This is a genomic window from Modestobacter sp. Leaf380 (assembly GCF_001424485.1).
GTDB lineage: Bacteria > Actinomycetota > Actinomycetes > Mycobacteriales > Geodermatophilaceae > Klenkia.
This window is the reverse complement of the sequence record NZ_LMQC01000005.1, coordinates 65,022-82,446: the sequence shown is the minus strand read 5'-3', so window position 1 is coordinate 82,446 and position 17,425 is coordinate 65,022. Positions and strand designations below refer to the sequence as shown.

General features: G+C 75.2%; 18 protein-coding genes. 5 read left to right on the top strand and 13 right to left on the bottom strand.

The window, feature by feature from the left end; translation table 11 throughout:
• Window positions 1-107: 107 nt before the first annotated feature.
• Both ASG41_RS05845 and map read right to left on the bottom strand, forming a co-directional pair.
• Complete coding sequence (locus ASG41_RS05845) at window positions 108-344, bottom strand: hypothetical protein (protein WP_056291233.1); 237 nt, start codon at window positions 342-344, stop codon at window positions 108-110.
• Window positions 345-404: 60 nt separating this feature from the next.
• Window positions 405-1,181, bottom strand: a complete 777-nt coding sequence (gene map / locus ASG41_RS05840; protein ID WP_056291231.1) for a type I methionyl aminopeptidase — start codon at window positions 1,179-1,181, stop codon at window positions 405-407.
• 59 nt (window positions 1,182-1,240) lie between these two features.
• Between map and ASG41_RS05835 the strand changes: the two genes are divergently transcribed.
• Both ASG41_RS05835 and ASG41_RS05830 read left to right on the top strand, forming a co-directional pair.
• A complete protein-coding gene (locus ASG41_RS05835) occupies window positions 1,241-1,507 on the top strand; it encodes a helix-turn-helix transcriptional regulator (protein ID WP_056291229.1) in 267 nt (88 codons plus the stop codon).
• Window positions 1,508-1,543: 36 nt separating this feature from the next.
• Entirely contained in the window at window positions 1,544-2,200 is a 657-nt protein-coding gene (locus ASG41_RS05830; protein ID WP_235564531.1) for a hypothetical protein, read from the top strand.
• 17 nt (window positions 2,201-2,217) lie between these two features.
• Here ASG41_RS05830 and ASG41_RS05825 read toward each other — a convergent pair whose 3' ends face one another.
• Window positions 2,218-3,081, bottom strand: coding sequence for an NAD-dependent epimerase/dehydratase family protein (locus tag ASG41_RS05825; RefSeq protein ID WP_056291227.1), 864 nt, complete (start codon window positions 3,079-3,081; stop codon window positions 2,218-2,220).
• Entirely contained in the window at window positions 2,981-3,634 is a 654-nt protein-coding gene (locus ASG41_RS05820; RefSeq protein ID WP_082556624.1) for a dihydrofolate reductase family protein, read from the bottom strand. Before ASG41_RS05820 ends, ASG41_RS05825 begins: the two co-directional genes overlap by 101 nt.
• A gap of 137 nt (window positions 3,635-3,771) precedes the next feature.
• Between ASG41_RS05820 and ASG41_RS05815 the strand changes: the two genes are divergently transcribed.
• Window positions 3,772-4,260 (top strand): hypothetical protein, encoded by a 489-nt coding sequence (locus ASG41_RS05815; protein WP_157519074.1) that lies wholly within the window; start codon window positions 3,772-3,774, stop codon window positions 4,258-4,260.
• On the opposite strand, the gene cydC is transcribed toward ASG41_RS05815, so the two are convergent.
• From cydC to ASG41_RS05800, 3 genes are read right to left on the bottom strand one after another with little or no spacing between them, the layout of a single operon-like run.
• Window positions 4,242-7,667 carry a thiol reductant ABC exporter subunit CydC gene (gene cydC / locus ASG41_RS05810; protein ID WP_082556623.1) on the bottom strand — a complete coding sequence of 1,142 codons (3,426 nt, stop codon included), beginning with the start codon at window positions 7,665-7,667 and terminating at the stop codon, window positions 4,242-4,244. The two genes, ASG41_RS05815 and cydC, sit on opposite strands and share 19 nt — an antisense overlap.
• The gene (gene cydB / locus ASG41_RS05805) at window positions 7,664-8,689 is read right to left on the bottom strand and encodes a cytochrome d ubiquinol oxidase subunit II (RefSeq protein ID WP_056291223.1); all 1,026 of its coding nucleotides are present in this window, start codon (window positions 8,687-8,689) and stop codon (window positions 7,664-7,666) included. Before cydB ends, cydC begins: the two co-directional genes overlap by 4 nt.
• 12 nt (window positions 8,690-8,701) lie before the next feature.
• A complete protein-coding gene (locus tag ASG41_RS05800; protein WP_235564530.1) occupies window positions 8,702-10,261 on the bottom strand; it encodes a cytochrome ubiquinol oxidase subunit I in 1,560 nt (519 codons plus the stop codon).
• 120 nt (window positions 10,262-10,381) lie between these two features.
• On the opposite strand from ASG41_RS05800, the gene ASG41_RS05795 reads away from it, so the two are divergent.
• Window positions 10,382-10,729, top strand: a complete 348-nt coding sequence (locus tag ASG41_RS05795) for a BlaI/MecI/CopY family transcriptional regulator (RefSeq protein ID WP_056291221.1) — start codon at window positions 10,382-10,384, stop codon at window positions 10,727-10,729.
• A gap of 10 nt (window positions 10,730-10,739) precedes the next feature.
• The gene (locus tag ASG41_RS05790) at window positions 10,740-11,660 is read left to right on the top strand and encodes a M56 family metallopeptidase (RefSeq protein ID WP_056291219.1); all 921 of its coding nucleotides are present in this window, start codon (window positions 10,740-10,742) and stop codon (window positions 11,658-11,660) included.
• Between the two features lie 107 nt (window positions 11,661-11,767).
• On the opposite strand, the gene ASG41_RS05785 is transcribed toward ASG41_RS05790, so the two are convergent.
• The 6 genes from ASG41_RS05785 to ASG41_RS05760 form a co-directional block, all read right to left on the bottom strand.
• A complete protein-coding gene (locus ASG41_RS05785) occupies window positions 11,768-12,712 on the bottom strand; it encodes a hypothetical protein (protein ID WP_235564528.1) in 945 nt (314 codons plus the stop codon).
• A gap of 173 nt (window positions 12,713-12,885) precedes the next feature.
• Window positions 12,886-13,191, bottom strand: coding sequence for a MerR family transcriptional regulator (locus tag ASG41_RS05780; RefSeq protein ID WP_082556620.1), 306 nt, complete (start codon window positions 13,189-13,191; stop codon window positions 12,886-12,888).
• A gap of 61 nt (window positions 13,192-13,252) precedes the next feature.
• Complete coding sequence (locus tag ASG41_RS05775) at window positions 13,253-13,735, bottom strand: Hsp20/alpha crystallin family protein (RefSeq protein ID WP_056291215.1); 483 nt, start codon at window positions 13,733-13,735, stop codon at window positions 13,253-13,255.
• 163 nt (window positions 13,736-13,898) lie between these two features.
• Entirely contained in the window at window positions 13,899-15,299 is a 1,401-nt protein-coding gene (locus ASG41_RS05770) for a glutamine synthetase family protein (protein WP_056291208.1), read from the bottom strand.
• A 48-nt stretch (window positions 15,300-15,347) separates the two neighbouring features.
• Window positions 15,348-16,028, bottom strand: coding sequence for an IclR family transcriptional regulator (locus ASG41_RS05765; RefSeq protein WP_056291205.1), 681 nt, complete (start codon window positions 16,026-16,028; stop codon window positions 15,348-15,350).
• Between the two features lie 55 nt (window positions 16,029-16,083).
• A complete protein-coding gene (locus tag ASG41_RS05760; protein ID WP_056291203.1) occupies window positions 16,084-17,409 on the bottom strand; it encodes an MFS transporter in 1,326 nt (441 codons plus the stop codon).
• Window positions 17,410-17,425 lie beyond the last annotated feature (16 nt).

Below are 17,425 nucleotides of genomic sequence, written 5' to 3'. Positions count from 1 at the left end.
CAACAGCGCCACCGAGAGCCGCCGACAGATCTCAGCCAAGACAGCAACCGCGTCGGTCAGCACACCGGGTCAGACGACCCCCGATGACGCCGCCCCCATCCTCACTGTCAGCCGCGCAGCCGGCGCACCAGCCGCTGGACCCGGTTCTCCGGGGCCGGCTCGGGCTCCGGGACGACGACCGGCGTCGCGGCGGCGGCCTCCGCGCGGGCGTGCAGCCGGGACCGCACGTCCTCCGGGGAGTAGGCGCGCCGCTGCCGCTCGTCGCGGGCCAGCACCACCCCGGTCGCCGCGACCCCGGCGATCCCGGCCAGCCCGAGCAGCTTCCCCACCGTGTCCCGACGCATGCCCGGCAACCTAGCGGGGCGTCGGCTCAGCGCTCTCAGGGCTCAGCGCTGGGGGGGGGCTCAGCGCTTCGAGGGCAGGGTGAGGACCTCGACGCCGTCCTCGGTGACGGCGATCGTGTGCTCGCTGTGCGCCGTCCGGCAGCCGGTGGCGCTGCGCAGCGTCCAGCCGTCCTCGTCGGTGACCAGCTCGTCGGTGTCGACCATGACCCACGGCTCGATCGCCAGCATCAGGCCCGGGCGCAGCTTGGGGCCCTTGCCGGCGCGGCCGGCGTTGGGCACGTGCGGGTCCTGGTGCATGGTCGAGCCGATGCCGTGCCCGCCGAACTCGGTGTTCACCGGGTAGCCGGCGCCGGTGAGCACCGAGCCGATCGTGGCCGAGATGTCGCCCAGCCGGACGCCGGGGCCGGCGGTGTCGATCGCCGCGGCCAGTGCGCGCTCGGTGACCTCGATCAGCGCCACGCTCTCCGCCGGCCGGGACTGACCCACCAGGAAGCTGATCGCGGAGTCCGCGGCCACCCCGCCCAGCACGACGGCCAGGTCCAGGGTGAGCAGGTCGCCGTCGGCCAGGGCGTAGTCGCGCGGCAGGCCGTGCAGGACGCCGTCGTTGACCGAGGTGCAGATGTAGTGGCCGAACGGCCCACGCCCGAAGGACGGCGCGTAGTCGACGTAGCAGGAGGTGGCCCCGGCGCCCAGGATCATCTCCTCGGCCCAGGTGTCGATCTCGAGCAGGTTGGTGCCCACGGTGGCGCGCTCGCGCGCGGCCTGCAGGACGTCGGCCACCAGGGCGCCGGTGTCCCGGGCACGGGCCACCTGGCTGGGCGACATGATCTCGATCAACGTGACTCCTTCTGGGACGACTATCCCGGCCAGCCTATCCCGGTACTAGAATCCCGTGCATGGTCAGGTTGCCGCTCACCCCCGCCGAGATCGAGCGCGGTCGCCGGATGGGCGCCGCCCTCCGCCGGGCCCGGGGCGACCGCCCGCTGCTGGAGACGGCGCTGGCCGCCGGGGTGTCACCGGAGACGCTGCGCAAGATCGAGTCCGGGCGGGTGGCCACCCCGGCCTTCACCACGGTCGCGGCCGTCGCCGACGTCGTGGGCCTCTCCCTCGACGAGCTGTGGTCCGCGGTCCGGCACCCGGTGCAGGCGTCCCTGGTCTCCTGACGCCGGTTGCCTGACCCCGTGTCCTAGCGTGGCGGCGTGTCCCCGCTGGTGAGCCGTCCACCCCGCCCGGTCCCGCTGTCCCTGGACGCCGCGGTCGACCTGACCCGCACCGGCGACGTGTGGCTGTTCCGCGGCGCCTCGGTCGCCGACCGGGCGATCCAGACGCTGACCAACTCCCCGGTCAACCACGTCGGGATGGCCGTCGTCCTGGACGACATGCCGCCGCTGCTGTGGCACGCCGAGCTCGGCAAGTCGCTGCCCGACGCCTGGACCGGGACCCACCAGCGCGGTGTGCAGCTGCACGACCTGCGGGACGCCGTCACCGTCTGGCGGCAGCGCTACGGACAGCGGGCCTGGCTGCGGCAGCTGGTCGGCCCGGCCGATGACGGCGGCGTCACCCCGGCGATGGAGGACGCGGTGATGACCACCATCGCCCGCCTGGACGGTCGGCCGTTCCCCACCACGTTCCGGCTGGCCCGGGGCTGGGCCAGCGGACTGGTCCAGCGCCGGACGTCGGCCGAGACCGTGTTCTGCGCCGAGCTGGTCGCCGCGACCTACACCGCGATGGGCCTGCTGCCCGACGACCAGCCGCTGAACTCCTACGACCCGGGCAGCTTCTGGTCCGGCGACCGGCTGGAGCTGGTCGACGCCCGGCTGGGCCCCGAGGTCGCCGTGGACGTGCCGGCCGCCTGAGGTCGCGGCCGCCCGGTTCAGCGGGTCGCGGCGACGACCTCGACCAGGGACGGCTCGACCGGCGTCCAGCCCAGCTCGCGGCGGGCCTTCTCGCCGGTGGCCTGCTGGTCCAGCAGCAGCGCGCCACCAAAGGCACCCAGCCGCTCCAGGGTGGACTCCGGCGAGGTGCCGACGGCCCGCACGCCCGCGGCCTCGGCGATCTCCGCGACCGTCGGGTTCTGCCCGGAGACACCCAGGTAGCGGCTGCCGGCAGGGGCGTGGGTGAGCGCCAGGGCGTAGAGGCGGCCCAGGTCGGCGGCGTGCACCGTGGTCCAGTGCTGCTCGCCGCTGCCGGGCAGCTGGACCGCGCCCGCCTCGTCGGTGGGGCCCGACAGCAGCATCGCGGTGATCCCGGCGACCCCGCCGTCGGACTCGGCGTAGACGATGCCCGGCTCGACCAGCACGGAGCGGACGCCGTCCCGGGCGGAGACGACGCGCTCGTCCAGCGGCCCGCGCCAGGCGGTGAGGTCCGGGGCGTCGACCGGGGTGTCCTCGTCGACCTGGCCGGAGCCGTGCACCCAGACCCCGCCGGTGTGCACGTAGGGCTTGCCGCTGTCGGCGATGGCGCCCAGCACGGCGTCGAGCAGGTCGCTGTCGACCCGGGCGCTGGTCTCGTCGCCGGGAGAGGCGGTGTGCACGATGCCCTCGGCGGCCACGGCCTCGCGGGCCAGCAGGTCGGTGTCGGTCAGGTCGCCGCGCACCGCCGTCGCGCCGGCCGCCTCGACGGCCGCGGCGCTGGAGTCACTGCGCGCCAGCGCCCGGACGGTGTGCCCGTCGGCCAGCAGGGCCGCGAGCACGGAGGAGCCGACGAGTCCGGTGCCACCGGTGAGGAAGACGTCCATGCCCGTCGTAATCGCCGGTCGCGGGCCCCTGTTCCCGGACCCGGTACGTCGTCTGCACCATCCCGCCGCCCAGCACCGTGGTCTCCACGTGCTCCAGGTCGACGTCCCCGGGCAGTGGACCGAAGAGGGTGTGGCCCTCACCGATCAGCACCGGGACCCGGCTCAGCGTCAGGGTCTGCACCCGGCCGCGGGCCAGCATCGAGCGCACCAGCCGGCCGCCGTCCAGGTACACCCGGCCGTACCCGGCGGCCTCCAGCGCGGCGACCGCGTCGTCCAGGGTGCGGTGCACGGTGACCCGCGGGTCGGCATCTGCCGCCAGCGTCGAGCTGAGCACGTGCACCGGCCTGCCCTGGTAGGGCCACCCGTCGGACGGCGCGATGACCCGGTACGTGCCGCGGCCCATCAGCAGGGCGTCGACCGAGGCGACGAACGGGGTGAACCCGGCGTCACCGGCCTCGGCGCCCCGGGACTCCAGCCAGCCCAGGTCGTCGTCCGGGCGGGCGATGAAGCCGTCGACGCTGAGCCCCAGGAACACGTGTCCGGTGAAGGTCATGCCCGGACTGTGACAGGAGGGTCCGACAGACACAGGGGCGCCGGGCCCGCCACCGGAGGACCGCCCCGACCACCCCGTTGGGGGTGGGCGGGACGGTCAGGCGCGAGGACCAGGCGGCGCGAGCCGACAACCGCTGCATGACCTCCCTCCTCACGGAGACCGCGACGACGGTCCCCGCCACCCTCGACACGGGCCTGCTGCCCGGTCCGACCGAGCTGCACGCCCGCCTGACCGCGCGGCTGCTCGAGGCCGGCACTCGGCCCGGCGCCCTCGTCGTCGTCGGCCTGCTCCGCCGGGACACCGGCTGGCCGCTGGCCGGTTCGGCCATCACCACCGTCACCGCGCTGCTGGCCGGTGCGCTCCGCGGCGACGACTGGCTGGCCCGGGAGGACCACACCGAGTTCGCCGTCCTCGCCGACGGTGCCCCGGCCGACGCCGACGTGCTCGCCGCCCGGCTGGCCGGTGTCGTCACCGGGGCCGTCACCGGCATCCACGCCTGCGCCGGGGTGGTCACCCTGGAGACCGGGATGACCGCGCACGAGGCCGAGCGGCGCGCCGTGCTCTGCCTGGACGCCGCCCGGCACCGCGGCCCGAACACCGTCGTGCACTACCGCGGGACCCGCTGAGGTCCGCTGCTCGGCGACCGCCCAGCGCCGCCCGCCCCCACAGCTCCGCCGTCACCGGGTGCCCCCCACCCCGGTGACGGCGGGCCCCACCCGCCCTGGCCGGCCAGCGCCATCGACCGCTCGTCCAGGGCCACCACGGTGTCGCCCTCGGCGGCCACCGCGTCGTCGTGCGTCACGCACACCACCACCCGACCGGCGAGCACCCGGCGCAGGTCGGCCACCAGCGCCCGGGCCGTCGGCGGGTCCAGGTGAGCGGTCGGCTCGTCCAGCAGCACCACGTCCCGGTCGGCCAGCAGGGCCCGCGCCGCGGCCAGCCGCCGGCGCTCGCCGCCGGACAGCGCCGTCCCGCCGGAGCCGACCGGGGTGTCCAGGCCCTCGGGCAGGCCGGCGACCAGCGGCCCGAGCCCGACCGCGGCCAGGGCCGCGTGTGCGGCCTCGTCGGTGATCGTCCCGCGCGGGCCGGCCAGCGCCAGGTTCGCCCGGATCGAGGAGGCGAACACGTGCGACTCCTGCGGGAGCCAGGCGAACGCCGTCCGCAGGTCGGCCCCGGTGACCCGGGTCGAGTCGACGCCTCCCACGGAGCAGGCACCGGCGCGCGGTCGCAGCGCGGCCAGCAGCACCGCCAGCAGCGTCGACTTGCCGCTGCCCGAGGGGCCGCGGACCACCACCCAGCCGTCCCGGTCGGCGGTGAGGTCCAGGCCGTGCAGCACGTCGGGGCCGCCGGGCCAGCCGGCGACCAGGCCGGTGGTGCGCAGCGTCGCCACCGGCCTCGGCACCGGCGTCGGGTGCACCGGGTCGGCGGCGACCGGGGCGGCCAGCACGGCCTCGACCCGGCCGCGCGCGTCGGCCCAGGCGCCCCGCCGCTGCAACGAGCCGACCAGGCCGGTGAGCGGCTCGGCCAGCGCCAGCGGGGCCAGCGCGACGACGGCCACCGCCGGGCCGGAGAGCCCACCGGTCCACGCCAGCGCGGCGCCGACGACGGCGGCCAGCCCGGTGCCCAGCGTGACGATCGCGCTGCTCCAGGCCCCGGCGCGGGTGCCCAGCCCGGAGGCGACGCCCTGCCGACCGGCCAGCGCGCGCACGTCGGCCACCGCGCCCGCGGCGACGCCGTGCACCCGCAGGTCCGCGATGCCGTCGAGCAGCGTCGCGGTCTCCCGCAGCGTGGCGACCCGCAGCGCGGCCTCGTCCCGGGCCAGCCCGGCGTCCACCCGGCGGTGCAGGGCGACGACGGCGGCGACCACCAGTGCCAGCACGCCGAGCACCCCGGCCGCTGCGGTGGGGGACAGGAACGCCAGCGCGCCGGCGGTGAGCAGGACGGTGGCCCCGGCGACCAGGGGCGGGGTGAGCACCCGCACCGACAGGTCCTGCAGCGCGCCGACGTCACCGACCACCCGGCCCAGCGCCGAGCCCGGCGTCCGCTCGGCGGCGATGCCCTGCCGGGCCAGCGCCTGCCACACCCGGACCCGGGTGGACTCGGCCAGCCGCAGGGCCGCGTCGTGCGCCGTCATCCGCTCCCACCACCGCAGCAGCGCCCGGCTCAGCCCGAACGCGCGCACCCCCACGATGATCGTCAGCAGGGTCAGCACCGGTGGCAGCTCGGAGGCCCGCACGATCAGCCAGCCGGACAGCCCGGTCAGCGCGACACCGGACCCCGCGGTCAGCGTGCCGGCGACGACGGCCCGGACCAGCGACCGGCGCGGCCAGGTCAGGCCCTCGGTCGCTGCCCCGGTGCCCGGCTCGCCGGTCGCGGCCGCCTCGGGGGCGGCGACAGGGACGGGCACGGGTCGGGTGGAGGGGGCGACCACCGGGGCCGTGGTCCCGGGCAGGGCCACCGTGCAGTCGGCCAGGGCCGCCAGCGCCGGGTCGTGCGTGACGACGACGACCGTCACCGCCCCGCGCAGCGACTGCAGGGCCTCGGCCACCAGGGCGGCGGCGGCGGCGTCCAGGTGGGCGGTCGGCTCGTCGAGCAGCAGCAGCGACGCCCCGCGGGCGACCCGCAGCAGCGCCCGCGCGACGGCGACCCGCTGCAGCTCGCCCGGCGACAGCGCGGTGCAGCGCCGTCCGGCCAGCGCACCGGCGCCGACCCGGGCCAGCGCGTCCACGACCAGGCCCTCGACGACGATCGCGTCCAGCGGGTCGGCCGGGTCGATGCCGGCGTGCCGGCGCAGCTCCTCGGCCACCGTGTCGCCGACGGTGCGCGGGTGCTGCGGGGCATACGCCAACGCCGCGGGGACGCCGGTGACCGTGCCGGTCACCTCGGCCACGGGCGGGAGCGCGCCGGCCACCGCGGCCAGCAGCGTCGACTTGCCCGACCCCGACGGCCCGGTCAACGCCACCAGCTCACCGGGCCGCACGGTCAGCGACGTCGCGGGGAGCGCGGGCACCGAGCGGCCGGGGTACGCGACGGACAGGTCGGTGAGGACGAGCGCCGCGTCGTCGTCCCCCCGGCTGCGGTCGGTCCCTGCCGGGACGGCCAGCACGGCCCGCGCCTCGGCTGCGGCCAACCCGGCGTCGGAGTTGGCGTGGAAGGCCGAGCCCAGCGCGCGCAGCGGCGCGAAGGCCTCCGGCGCGAGCAGCAGCGCGGTCAGCCCGACCGCGAGGGCCAGGTGGCCCTCCAGCAGCCGCAGCCCCACGGTCACCGCGACCAGCGCGACCGACAGCGTGGCGATCAGCTCGAGCACCAGGGAGGACAGGAACGCCAGCCGCAGCGTGGCCATCGTGGTGCTCCGGTGCCGGGCGCCCAGGGTGGACAGTGCCGCCGCCTGGTCCGCGGCCCGGCCCAGCCCGGTGAGCACCGGCAGCCCCCGGACCAGCTCGGCGACGTGGCCGGCGATCCGGTCCAGCGCGCGGGCCGCGGCCGACGTCTGGTCCGCGGTGTACTTCCCGACCAGCACCATGAACACCGGCACCAGCGGCAGGGTCACCGCGACCAGCACCGCGGACAGCAGGTCGGTGCCGGCCAGCACCAGCAGCAGCACCGGCGGGACGACGAGGGTCTGCGCCAGCGCCGGCAGGTAGGTCGCCAGCGAGGGGCCCAGGTCGTGCAGCCGGGTGGTGGCCAGCACCGCCGCCGGGCCGGGCCCGCCCGCGGCCTCGACGGCGGCGGGGGAGGAGGCCAGCCGGTCCAGCAGGGCGGTGCGCAGGGCGTCCTCGCTGCGCCGGGCGTCCCGGGCGGCCAGCACCTCGCCGACCGACCCCGCGACCGCCCTCACCGCCGCACCCACCGCGGCCAGGCCCAGCGCGGACCAGGGGGCGTCGCCGTCCACGACGCGGGCGACGGCGTGGGCCAGGCCCACCGACAGCAGCACCAGGCCCACGGTCTGCAGCACCGCGGCCACCGCCGCCCGGACGAGCGCCCCGCGCACCCCGGGGACGCCGTCCAGCGGACCGAGCGGGCCCCGGCTCACGCGGGCACCTCCTCCTCGTCCGCCGGCTCCTCGTGGACCGGCTCGGCCACCAGGCGCTGGCGGAACACCCAGTAGGTCCACGCCTGGTAGCCCAGCACCACCGGCAGCCCGAACGCCGCCACCCAGGTCATCACCGTCAGCGTGTAGTCGCTGACCGAGGCCGTCGAGACCAGCACGTCGAACGCCGGGTCGATGGTCGAGGGCAGCACCACCGGGAACGCCGAGCCGAACACGGTGGCCATCGAGGCCAGCAGCACCATCGCCCACGCGGTGAACGCCTGGCCCTCGCGGCCCGCGGCCAGCCGCGCCCAGGTGACGACGACCGCGCCCGCGGCGACCAGCAGCGTCACCGCCGTCACCACCGTGCCCGAGCGCAGCCACACCAGCGCGGCCCAGGCCAGCACCGGCAGCGCGGCCACCGGCACGAGGCGCAGCGCGAACGCCCGCGCCCGGTGCCGCAGCTCGCCGTCGGTCTTCAGCGACAGGAACACCGCCCCGTGCACCGTGGACCAGGCCAGCACCGCGACCGCGCCCAGCAGCGCCGGCCACGACCAGCCGGAGAACGCCCCGCCCACCCGGACGCCGTCCGCACCGATCGGCAGGCCCAGCGTCGTGGCGCCCAGCGCGGCACCCAGCCCGGCCGAGGCGATCAGCGAGCCGGTGGTGATCACCCGGGTCCAGGTGGCGTCCCAGCGCTCGTCGTGGCTGGAGTGCCGCCACTCGAAGGCCACCGCCCGCACGATCAGCCCGACCAGCACCAGCACGAACGGCAGGTACATCGCCGGCAGCCAGGTGGCGTACCAGCCGGGGAAGGCGGCGAACGTCGCCCCGACCGCCGTCACCAGCCACACCTCGTTGCCGTCCCACAGCGGGCCGATGGTGCGCAGCATCAGGTGCCGGTCGGCGGGCTTGCGGCCCAGCACCGGGAGCAGGGCGGCGACGCCGAAGTCGAAGCCCTCCAGCAGCAGGAAGCCGGTCCAGAGCACCGCGACGGCGACGAACCAGAGGGTCTGCAGGTCCATGTCTCTCGCTCCTCAGTACGCGAACTGGAGGACGTCGTCGCTGGCGTCGTCGTCAGCACGTGGTGGCTCGTCGCCGTCCCGGTGGCTGCTGCCGCCGCCGATGCCCGGGGTCGGCGTCGTGTCGCCCTCGGTGACGCCCGCCCGGGCGAACCGGACGATCAGGCCGAACTCGATGACCGCGAGCACGCCGTAGAGGACGCCGAGGCTGATCAGCGACGTCCACACCTCGGCGGCGGAGATGCCGGGGGAGACCGCCTGGGCGGTGAAGAAGTACACCTGGTCGGCGCGGGGCACGTCGGGGTTCGGGTAGACGACGAAGGGCTGGCGGCCCATCTCGGTGAAGATCCAGCCCGCGGCGTTGCCGACGAACGGGGCACCGACGGCCAGCAGCGAGCCGTAGACGCCGACCGTCGACGTCGGGACCCGGCCGCGGCGGGTGGCCCACAGGGCGTAGGCCGCGACGCCGGCGGACACCGCGCCCATGCCGATCATCAGCCGGAATCCCCAGTAGGTGACGGCCAGGACAGGCGTGTAGTCGATCGGCTCGCCGGCCTTGTCGCCGAAGCTCGGGTCGTCGGGGTAGGTCGCGCCGTAGGCCTCGGCGTACTGCTCCTGCAGGTCGTTCACCCCGGGGACGGGGGAGGAGAAGTCGCTGTGCGCCAGGAAGCTGAGGATGTAGGGGACGGTGAAGGAGTGCACGTCGTCGCACTCGTTGGAGCCCAGCTTGTTGAAGGCGAAGATCGAGAAGGACGCCGGGGCCTCGGTCTCGCACAGCGCCTCGGCCGAGCTCATCTTCAGCGGCTGCTGCTGGTACATCAGCTTGCCCTGCCAGTCACCGGTGAGGGCGACGAGTGCGAACGCGGCCAGCGAGACGTAGCCACCGACCCGCACCGAGCGGCGCCACACCTGGTGGTCGACCTCCTCGGTCGACCGGCCGGCCAGCGCCCGCTTGCGCAGGTGCCACAGGCCGATGCCCACCAGCAGCCCGCCGGCGACCATCAGCGAGGCGACGATCGCGTGGCTGAAGGCGGCCAGCGCGGTGTTGTTGGTCAGGACGGCGAGGAAGTCGACCTGCCGGGCGCGGGGCTCGCCGCTGGAGGTGTCCAGCACGACGCCGACCGGGTGCTGCATCCAGGAGTTGGCCGCGATGATGAAGTACGCGCTGATCACCGAGCCGACGACCGCCGCCCACAGCGAGGCCAGGTGCAGCTTCTTGGGGATGCGGCCCCAGCCGAAGATCCACAGCCCCAGGAACGTGGACTCCAGGAAGAACGCCAGCAGCGCCTCCAGGGCCAGCACCGAGCCGAAGACGTCGCCGACGAAGCGCGAGTAGGAGCTCCAGGCCAGCCCGAACTGGAACTCCTGGACCAGCCCGGTGGCCACGCCCAGGACGAAGTTGATCAGGTAGATGCGGCCCCAGAAGCGGGTCATCCGCAGCCACTCGGCCTTGCCGGTGCGCACCCACATCGTGTGCATGACGGCGACCAGCAGCCCCAGTCCGATGGTCAGCGGGACCATCAGGAAGTGGTAGACGGTCGTGATGCCGAACTGCCAGCGAGCGATCTCGAGCACGTCCACCGTGTGGCCCCTCTGCCTGTCGTACGATCGGTCGACTCCTTTCTACGCCAGGTAGAACATCTTTTCTACGATCTGTAGAAGTGAGTCGCGAGACAGAGCGGAGCAGGGGGAGCGATGGCGTCACTGGGTGAGTTGGAACGGGCCGTGATGGACCGGCTGTGGGCGGCCGACGGCCCCGTCGCGGCCACCGTGCTGCGCGACGAGCTGGCCGACCGGGGCCTGGCCCTGACCACCGTGCACACCGTGCTGACCCGGCTGGAGTCCAAGGGCTTCGTCCGTCACGACGACGCCCGGCCGCGCCGGTTCGCCGCCGTCGCCACCCGCGAGGAGCACGCCGCCGAGCTCATGCACGAGGTGCTCGGCCAGGCCGCCGACCGGCAGGCCGTGCTGGCCCGCTTCATCGGCTCGGCCACCGCCGGGGAGGCCGCGATGCTCCGGGCCCTGCTCGCCGACAGCGACTGAGCCGCACGCCGTGCTGCCGCTGACCGCCGTCTGCCTCGGGGTGCTCGCTGCCCTGCTGGCGTGGCCGGTCCCGGCGGCCCTGGCCCGCGCACGGTGGACCCGGCAAGACCCGCTCGCCGCGCTGGTCTGCTGGCAGGCGGTCGGCCTGGCCGGCGGGCTGTCGATCATCGGCGCGCTGCTGGTGCACGGGCTCTCGCCGTGGGGGCACTCGCTGCCCGAGGCCTGGTGGCACTGGGTCAGCCGACGGCCCGCCGAGGAGATGGTCCGCGGGGACCACTGGGTCGCCCAGACCCTCGCCGCCGTCCTGGCCCTGGAGCTGCTGGGTGTGCTGCTGCTGTCGCTGGTGCGCACCGCCCGCACCCGCGCCCGGCACCGCGAGCTGCTGGAGCTGCTGGTCGGCCCGGCCACCGACGTCGAGGCCCGGGTGCTGGACTCCCCGGTGCCCGCCGCGTTCTGCATCCCCGGCGCCCGCCCGCTGCTGGTGCTGTCCTCCGGCATGGTCTCCGAGCTCGACGCCGACCAGCTGGCCGCCGTCGTCGCCCACGAGCGGGCCCACCTGCGCGAGCGGCACCACCTGCTGCTGCTGCCCTTCGTCGCCTGGCGCGCCGCGCTGCCGGTGCTCCCCGCCGCCGACCGGGCGCACGACGCCGTCCGGGACCTGGTCGAGATGCGTGCCGACGACGTCGCCCTCCGCGAGCTCACCTCTCCGGCGCCCCGCCGCACCCTGGCCGAGGCGATCGTCGCCGCCGCCGAGGGCGGTGCCCCGCACGGCGCCCTCGCCGTCAACGGCGGCCCGCTCGCCCAGCGCGTGACCAGGCTGCTGGACCCGCCCGCGGAGCTCCCCGCGTGGGGGCGGCCCACCGCCCTGGCGAGCGCGGTCGCCCTCCTGCTGGTCCCGACCGCCCTCCTCCTAGCCCCCGCCCTCCTCTGACCCACCCACCCACCTGGCTGACTGGCTGGCTTCGGCTGTCGGTGATCATGGGGTTGTTGCCAGCGGACACGCCTGACTCGGCGCGTCGAGTGGCAACAACCCCATGATCAGCGGAGGTGGCGGGGTGGGGGTGGGCGCCAACCGCGGCTGCGGAGGGCGCCTTCCACGCGGTCGACGAGCACCGCTGGTCTTCTCAGGTGACGTCTGCCGAAGCGTTGGACCAGGTAGCCGTCGGCTGCGGCCAGCGAGTGGCGGTCGACGTCGGTGTCCAGCTTCTCGGCGGTGGCGTGGCCGCCGCCCTCGTACTCCAGGAGCACGCGGTACTCCTCCCAGCCCAGGTCGCCGTGGGTGACGACGACGCCGCGGCGGTTGACCACCGGCAGCTGCGGCTCGGGGTCGGGCAGGTGGCTGTCGAGCAGCCAGCAGCGGACCAGGCTCTCCGGACGGGACTGCGCCAGCGGGGTCAGCCGCGGGGCGCAGCGCCGTGCCCGGACGACGCCGCGGAGTCCGGCACCGCGTTCCAGTCGGGCGAGCAGCCCCTCGGGGGTCAGGTGGCCCAGGCGGAGCAGGGCGTCCCCGACGGCGACGAGCTCGTCGGGCCTGGTGCTCCGCGCCAGGTCGAGGAACGTCTGCGCTGCGTCGGTCACCGGCAGTCCGTGGACCTGGACGACGTCCTCGGGCCGGAGGTCCCGGTGGAGGGCGACGAGGCCGCTGCGGTGCGGGAGCAGTCGGTCGGGCGGGACCACCGCCTGCGGCACGGCCGGCGGGTCCACGAAGGCGCCGAGCAGTGCTGCCGCCGTCTGCAACCCGAACGCCGCCCCGTCCGGCAGGACCGGCAGCCAGGCCCGGCAACGGGTGGGCAGGTCATCGGGCTCGGCGCGGGACTGGTAGACACCCCGCCCCAGCCGCACGCCGTCCCGCTCGATCTGCCGCCGCGTCATGCCCGAGGCGCGGGCCCCCGCCCACGTGTAGGTGCCCGGTAGGAGTTCCACGCCCAGCAACCTGATGCCCAGCGAGGCCGGCCGACGAGCCACGACCACATCTGTGGACACCCACCCACCCTGTGGACACCTGTCCGCCCAGGCCATCCCGCAGCTGATCATGGGCTCCTGGTCAGCGACACGCCGGCTCGCGGGGTGTCGAACGGCAACAACCCCATGATCACCGCCGGCTGGGCGGACGGAGGGAGGGAGGAAGGAAGGGAGGGAGGGTGGGAGGGGAGGGGTCAGGTGGGTGGGGGGTGGGCGTCCAGGCGGTGGCGGAGGGTGGCGACGTCGTCCTGGAGGGACACGATGAGCTCGGCGGAGCTGAGGGGGTGGCCGTCGTCCAGGAGGACGCGGAAGCGGGCCACGGTGCGCAGTTGGGTGCGGGACCAGCGGCGGTGACCGCCGGGGGAGCGGGCGGGGGCGACGACGCCGGCGGTGTCCAGGCTGCGGAGGAAGGCGATCTGGACGCCGAGCAGCTCGGCGGCCTGGCCGGCGGTGTACGTGGGCCGGTCCGGGTCGTCGAGGGGCTGCAGCGGGTCGGTCACGTGTCCTCCGGGGGACAGCGCGAGGGGCGGGACCCGACGGCCCCGCCCCTCGCGGTGTGGATCAGCTCTCCACGGCCTGCGGTGACTCCGCGGCCTGGATGGTGGTCGGGGTGTCGGCCCGGCTGACGGTGATCTTGCGGGCCTTGGCCTTCTCGGCCACCGGGATGGACACGGTCAGCACGCCGTCGTGGTAGCTGGCCTCGAGTCGGTCGGTGTCCAGGCTGCGGCCGAGCACCAGCTGGCGGGTGTAGCTGCCGAACGGCCGCTCGGCCACCGACCACTCGGCGCCCTCGAGCTGCGGCACCGAGCGCTCGGCGCTGATCGTCAGCGTCGTCCCCTCGATGGACAGGTCGATCGAGCCGGGGTCCACGCCGGGCAGGTCGAAGTGGGCGACGAACTGGTCGCCCACCCGGTAGGCGTCCATCGGCATCCCGGCCAGGGCGCGGGCGGTGGTGGTGCCGGCTCGGGAGGTCAGCTGGTCCAGGGCGCGGAACGCGCTGGACAGCGGGCTGGCGGAGCCGAACGGGTCGTACGCGGTGAGCATCGTGAGACACCTCCGGAGTGCGGGTCGATCTGCGGTCCTCGTCGCCGGATCTCCAGCGACGGCTACAGATTACCTCGACCGCCGCCGTCCCAAACAGGGTCTCGGACGGAGGACGCAGCGGGCGGTCGTGCGGTCTGAGCGGGCGGGCGGGCTCGGCCGGGGGTCAGTGCTTCCAGCGGGTCGTGCGGCAGACCTGCTCAGCCGTCTGCTCCTCGAGGAGCGCGACCTCGCCGCGGCGCACGTCGACCACGGTCGCGTGCAGCTCCTCACCGAACGCGGCCGCCAGCACCTCGTCGGCGTCGAAGGCCTCGGCGGCCTCGGACAGGGTGGCGGGGAGGGGGCGGATGCCGGCGTCCCGGCGCTCGTCGTCCGAGAGGGACGCCGGGTCGACGGCGACCGGGTCGGGCAGTCGGGACCCGGCGCGCACCCCGGCGGCGCCGACGGCGAGGCAGGCGGCCATCAGCAGGTAGGGGTTGGCGGCCAGGTCGACGCACTTGACCTCGACGTTGGCCGCGGACTGCCGGTTGCCCTCGGGGCCGGTGACGAAGCGGATCGCGGCCTCCCGGTTCTCCAGGCCCCAGGCGGCGAACGCGCCGGCCCAGTGCGAGGGCACCAGCCGCAGGTAGGACGCCACCGCGGGCGCACCGACGGCCAGGAGGGCGGGCAGGTGGTCGAGCAGCCCGGCGACGAAGCCCTCGCCGTCGCGGGTGAGGCCGAGGGGCCCCTCGCCGCCGGCCATCAGGTTCTGCCCGTCGCGCCACAGCGAGAGGTGCACGTGGCCGCCGTTGCCGACGCCGTCGGCGGTGACCTTGGGGGAGAAGGACACCCGCAGCCCGTGCTGGGAGGAGACGGCGGTGATGGTGTTCCGCACCAGGAGGGCGGTGTCGGCGGCGGCCACCGGGTCCTCGGCGGCGACGGACACCTCGAGCTGGCCGCCGGCGTACTCGGGGTGGAACTGGTCGACGTCGACGCCCTGGGCCTCGAGCGCATCGAGCAGGTCGCGGGCGTAGTCGCTGACCTCGGCCAGCCGGGTCATCCCGTAGGCCGGTCCGGTGAGCGCGGGCGCGAAGGCGTCGGCGTCGTCGGGCGTGCCGTCGGGGCGGGCCACGACCCACTCGATCTCGAAGGCGCCCCGCACGGTGAGGCCCTCCTCGGCGAGGGAGGCGACGAGGCGGCGCAGCAGCGACCGCGAGCACTGCACGTGCGGCGTCCCGGCCTGGGTGTAGCGGTCCACCGGTGCCCACGCCCAGCCGGGCTGCCCGGCCAGCACGGTGAGTCGGGACAGGTCCGGGTGCAGCCGCAGGTCGCCGGTGGCGGAGCCCGCGAACCGGCCGGCGATGATCGAGTCGTCGAGCAGGAAGCCGTCGAACACCGGGCTCATGCCGACGCCCCAGGCCGCCGCCGAGGGCAACTTCGCCAGCGGCACCGTCTTCACCCGGGTGATGCCCGAGGTGTCCACCCACGGCAGCGCGACGGCGACCACCCCGGCGTCGGCCAGCTCGTCGAGCCGGGCCTCGGCCTCGGTGCGGCGCTCGTCCCGGGTGTGCTGCTCCAGCAGGTCCATGCGGCGATCCTGCCGCCGGTGATCACCGGCGGCCACCGCGGCCGGGGGTCAGGGCAGGTCGGCGGCCAGCGCGCTCGCGGTGCCGACGACGGCGCGACCCACGGCCTCGACGTCGTCCCGGGTGCCGGTGTAGACGACGGCGACCGCGGCCCGGGCGGTGCCGTCGGGGCCGAGCACCGGCGCGGAGACGGAGAAGACGCCGGGGATGACCTCGCCCTCGCTGACCGCCCAGCCGGTCGCCCGGGCGGTGACCAGCGCGGGCCGGTCGTCGTCGGCGGGCGGGTCGGGCATGAGCAGGGCCAGGCCCGGGGCGCCGCGGCCGACGGGGTGCCGGGTGCCGGGGCGGCGGGTGACGTGGCTGGGCACGTCGCGGGGTTCGACGCTGGTCAGGGTGACGGCGTCCGCCCCGGCCCGGACGACGAGGAACCCGGTGCAGCCCAGCTGCTCGACCAGCGGGGTGAGCCGGGCGGTGGCGGCGGCCTGCAGGCTGGTCCGGACGCCGCGGGCCAGCAGCGAGACCGCCAGGCCCAGCCCGAAGTGCCCGGCGGCGTCCCGTTCGACGAACCCGCGGTCCTCCAGCGTGCGCAGCAGCCGGTAGGTGATCGAGCGGTGCAGGTCGACGGCCTGGGCGATCTCCATGACCGGGCGGGGTGACCCGGTGGCGCCCAGGTGCTCCAGGATGCGCAGCCCCCGGTCGAGGGTCTGCGACTGGGGCACGGGGGCGGTCACCGGGTCACCCTCTCAGTGCGTTGGACTCAGTGCGTTGGACTCGGTGCCGTGGGACTCAGTGCGCGTCGACGCCGAGGTCCGCGCCCCGGGTCTCCTTGATCATGCTGACGGCGCCGAAGCTGATCGCGGCCAGCACCATCATGTAGATCCCGACCGAGATGCCGGTGCCGGTCTCCTGCACCAGCAGCTCGCTGATCGCCGGGGCGAACGCGCCGCCCAGGATGGCGCCCAGCGCGTAGCCGATGGACACCCCCGAGTAGCGCACCGCGACGGGGAACATCTCGGCGTACATCGCCGACATCGGGCCGTAGGACAGGCCCAGGCCGACGGTGAGCACCAGCACGCCCAGGCCGAACAGCCACACGTCGGCGGTGTCGACGAGCAGGAACATCGGGATCATCCAGACGAAGACCAGCGCGTAGCCGATCTGGAAGGTCCGCACCCGGCCGATCCGGTCGCTGAGCGCCCCGCCGTACAGGGTGAAGACCAGCCAGCCCACCGAGGCGACGACGATCGCGGTGAGCACCGGGCCGCGCTCCATGCCCAGCGTGCCGGTGCCGTAGCCGATGAAGTAGGCGATCACCAGGTAGCCGGCGGCGTTGTTGGCGATGAAGACCAGCGCGGTCAGCACCACCTGCTTGGTGTTGCTGCGGAACAGGTCGCGCAGCGGGGCGGAGGACTCCTTCTTGCGCTCCTGCAGCTCCCGGAAGACCGGGCTCTCCTCGACCGAGCGGCGGATCAGGTAGCCCACGCCGATGAGCACGATGGACAGCAGGAACGGCACCCGCCAGCCCCAGGACAGGAACTGCTCGTCGGTGGTCACCGAGGTCATCAGCAGCAGCACGCCGGTGGCCAGGATCAGCCCCAGCGGGACGCCGACGCCGGGGTAGGCGCCGAAGAGCCCGCGCTTGCCGCGCGGGGCGTGCTCGACGGCCATCAGCGCGGCACCGCCCCACTCACCGCCCGCGGAGAAGCCCTGCACGATGCGCAGCACGATCAGCGCCACCGGTGCGGCGATCCCGATGCTGGCGTAGGTGGGCAGCAGGCCGATCAGTGCGGTCGACCCGCCCATCAGCAGCAGGGTGAAGACCAGCATCTTCTTGCGGCCCAGCCGGTCGCCGTAGCGGCCGGCGACGATCGCGCCCAGCGGCCGGAACAGGAAGCTGATGCCGATGGTGGCCAGCGAGATGACGGTGGCCAGGCCCGCGTTGTCCTCGCTGACCGGCGCCAGGAACAGCGGGGCGAGGACCAGGGTCGCCGCCTGGGCGTAGATGAAGAAGTCGTACCACTCGATGGTGGTCCCGGCGAGGGTGCCGGCGAGGACCTTGCGCTCCTCGCGGGTGGTGACGTGGCGCTCGGCGCGCACGGCGGTCGTGGTCAAGAGGACTCCGATGTCC

What these genes read in the sequence shown, in the direction of transcription:
- ASG41_RS05845 (WP_056291233.1), bottom strand. Translation starts at nt 344, where the DNA reads ATGCGTCGGGACACGGTGGGGAAGCTGCTCGGGCTGGCCGGGATCGCC.
- ASG41_RS05835 (WP_056291229.1), top strand. Translation starts at nt 1,241, where the DNA reads ATGGTCAGGTTGCCGCTCACCCCCGCCGAGATCGAGCGCGGTCGCCGG.
- ASG41_RS05825 (WP_056291227.1), bottom strand. Translation starts at nt 3,081, where the DNA reads ATGGACGTCTTCCTCACCGGTGGCACCGGACTCGTCGGCTCCTCCGTG.
- ASG41_RS05820 (WP_082556624.1), bottom strand. Translation starts at nt 3,634, where the DNA reads ATGACCTTCACCGGACACGTGTTCCTGGGGCTCAGCGTCGACGGCTTC.
- ASG41_RS05815 (WP_157519074.1), top strand. Translation starts at nt 3,772, where the DNA reads ATGACCTCCCTCCTCACGGAGACCGCGACGACGGTCCCCGCCACCCTC.
- cydB (WP_056291223.1), bottom strand. Translation starts at nt 8,689, where the DNA reads ATGGACCTGCAGACCCTCTGGTTCGTCGCCGTCGCGGTGCTCTGGACC.
- ASG41_RS05795 (WP_056291221.1), top strand. Translation starts at nt 10,382, where the DNA reads ATGGCGTCACTGGGTGAGTTGGAACGGGCCGTGATGGACCGGCTGTGG.
- ASG41_RS05775 (WP_056291215.1), bottom strand. Translation starts at nt 13,735, where the DNA reads ATGCTCACCGCGTACGACCCGTTCGGCTCCGCCAGCCCGCTGTCCAGC.
- ASG41_RS05770 (WP_056291208.1), bottom strand. Translation starts at nt 15,299, where the DNA reads ATGGACCTGCTGGAGCAGCACACCCGGGACGAGCGCCGCACCGAGGCC.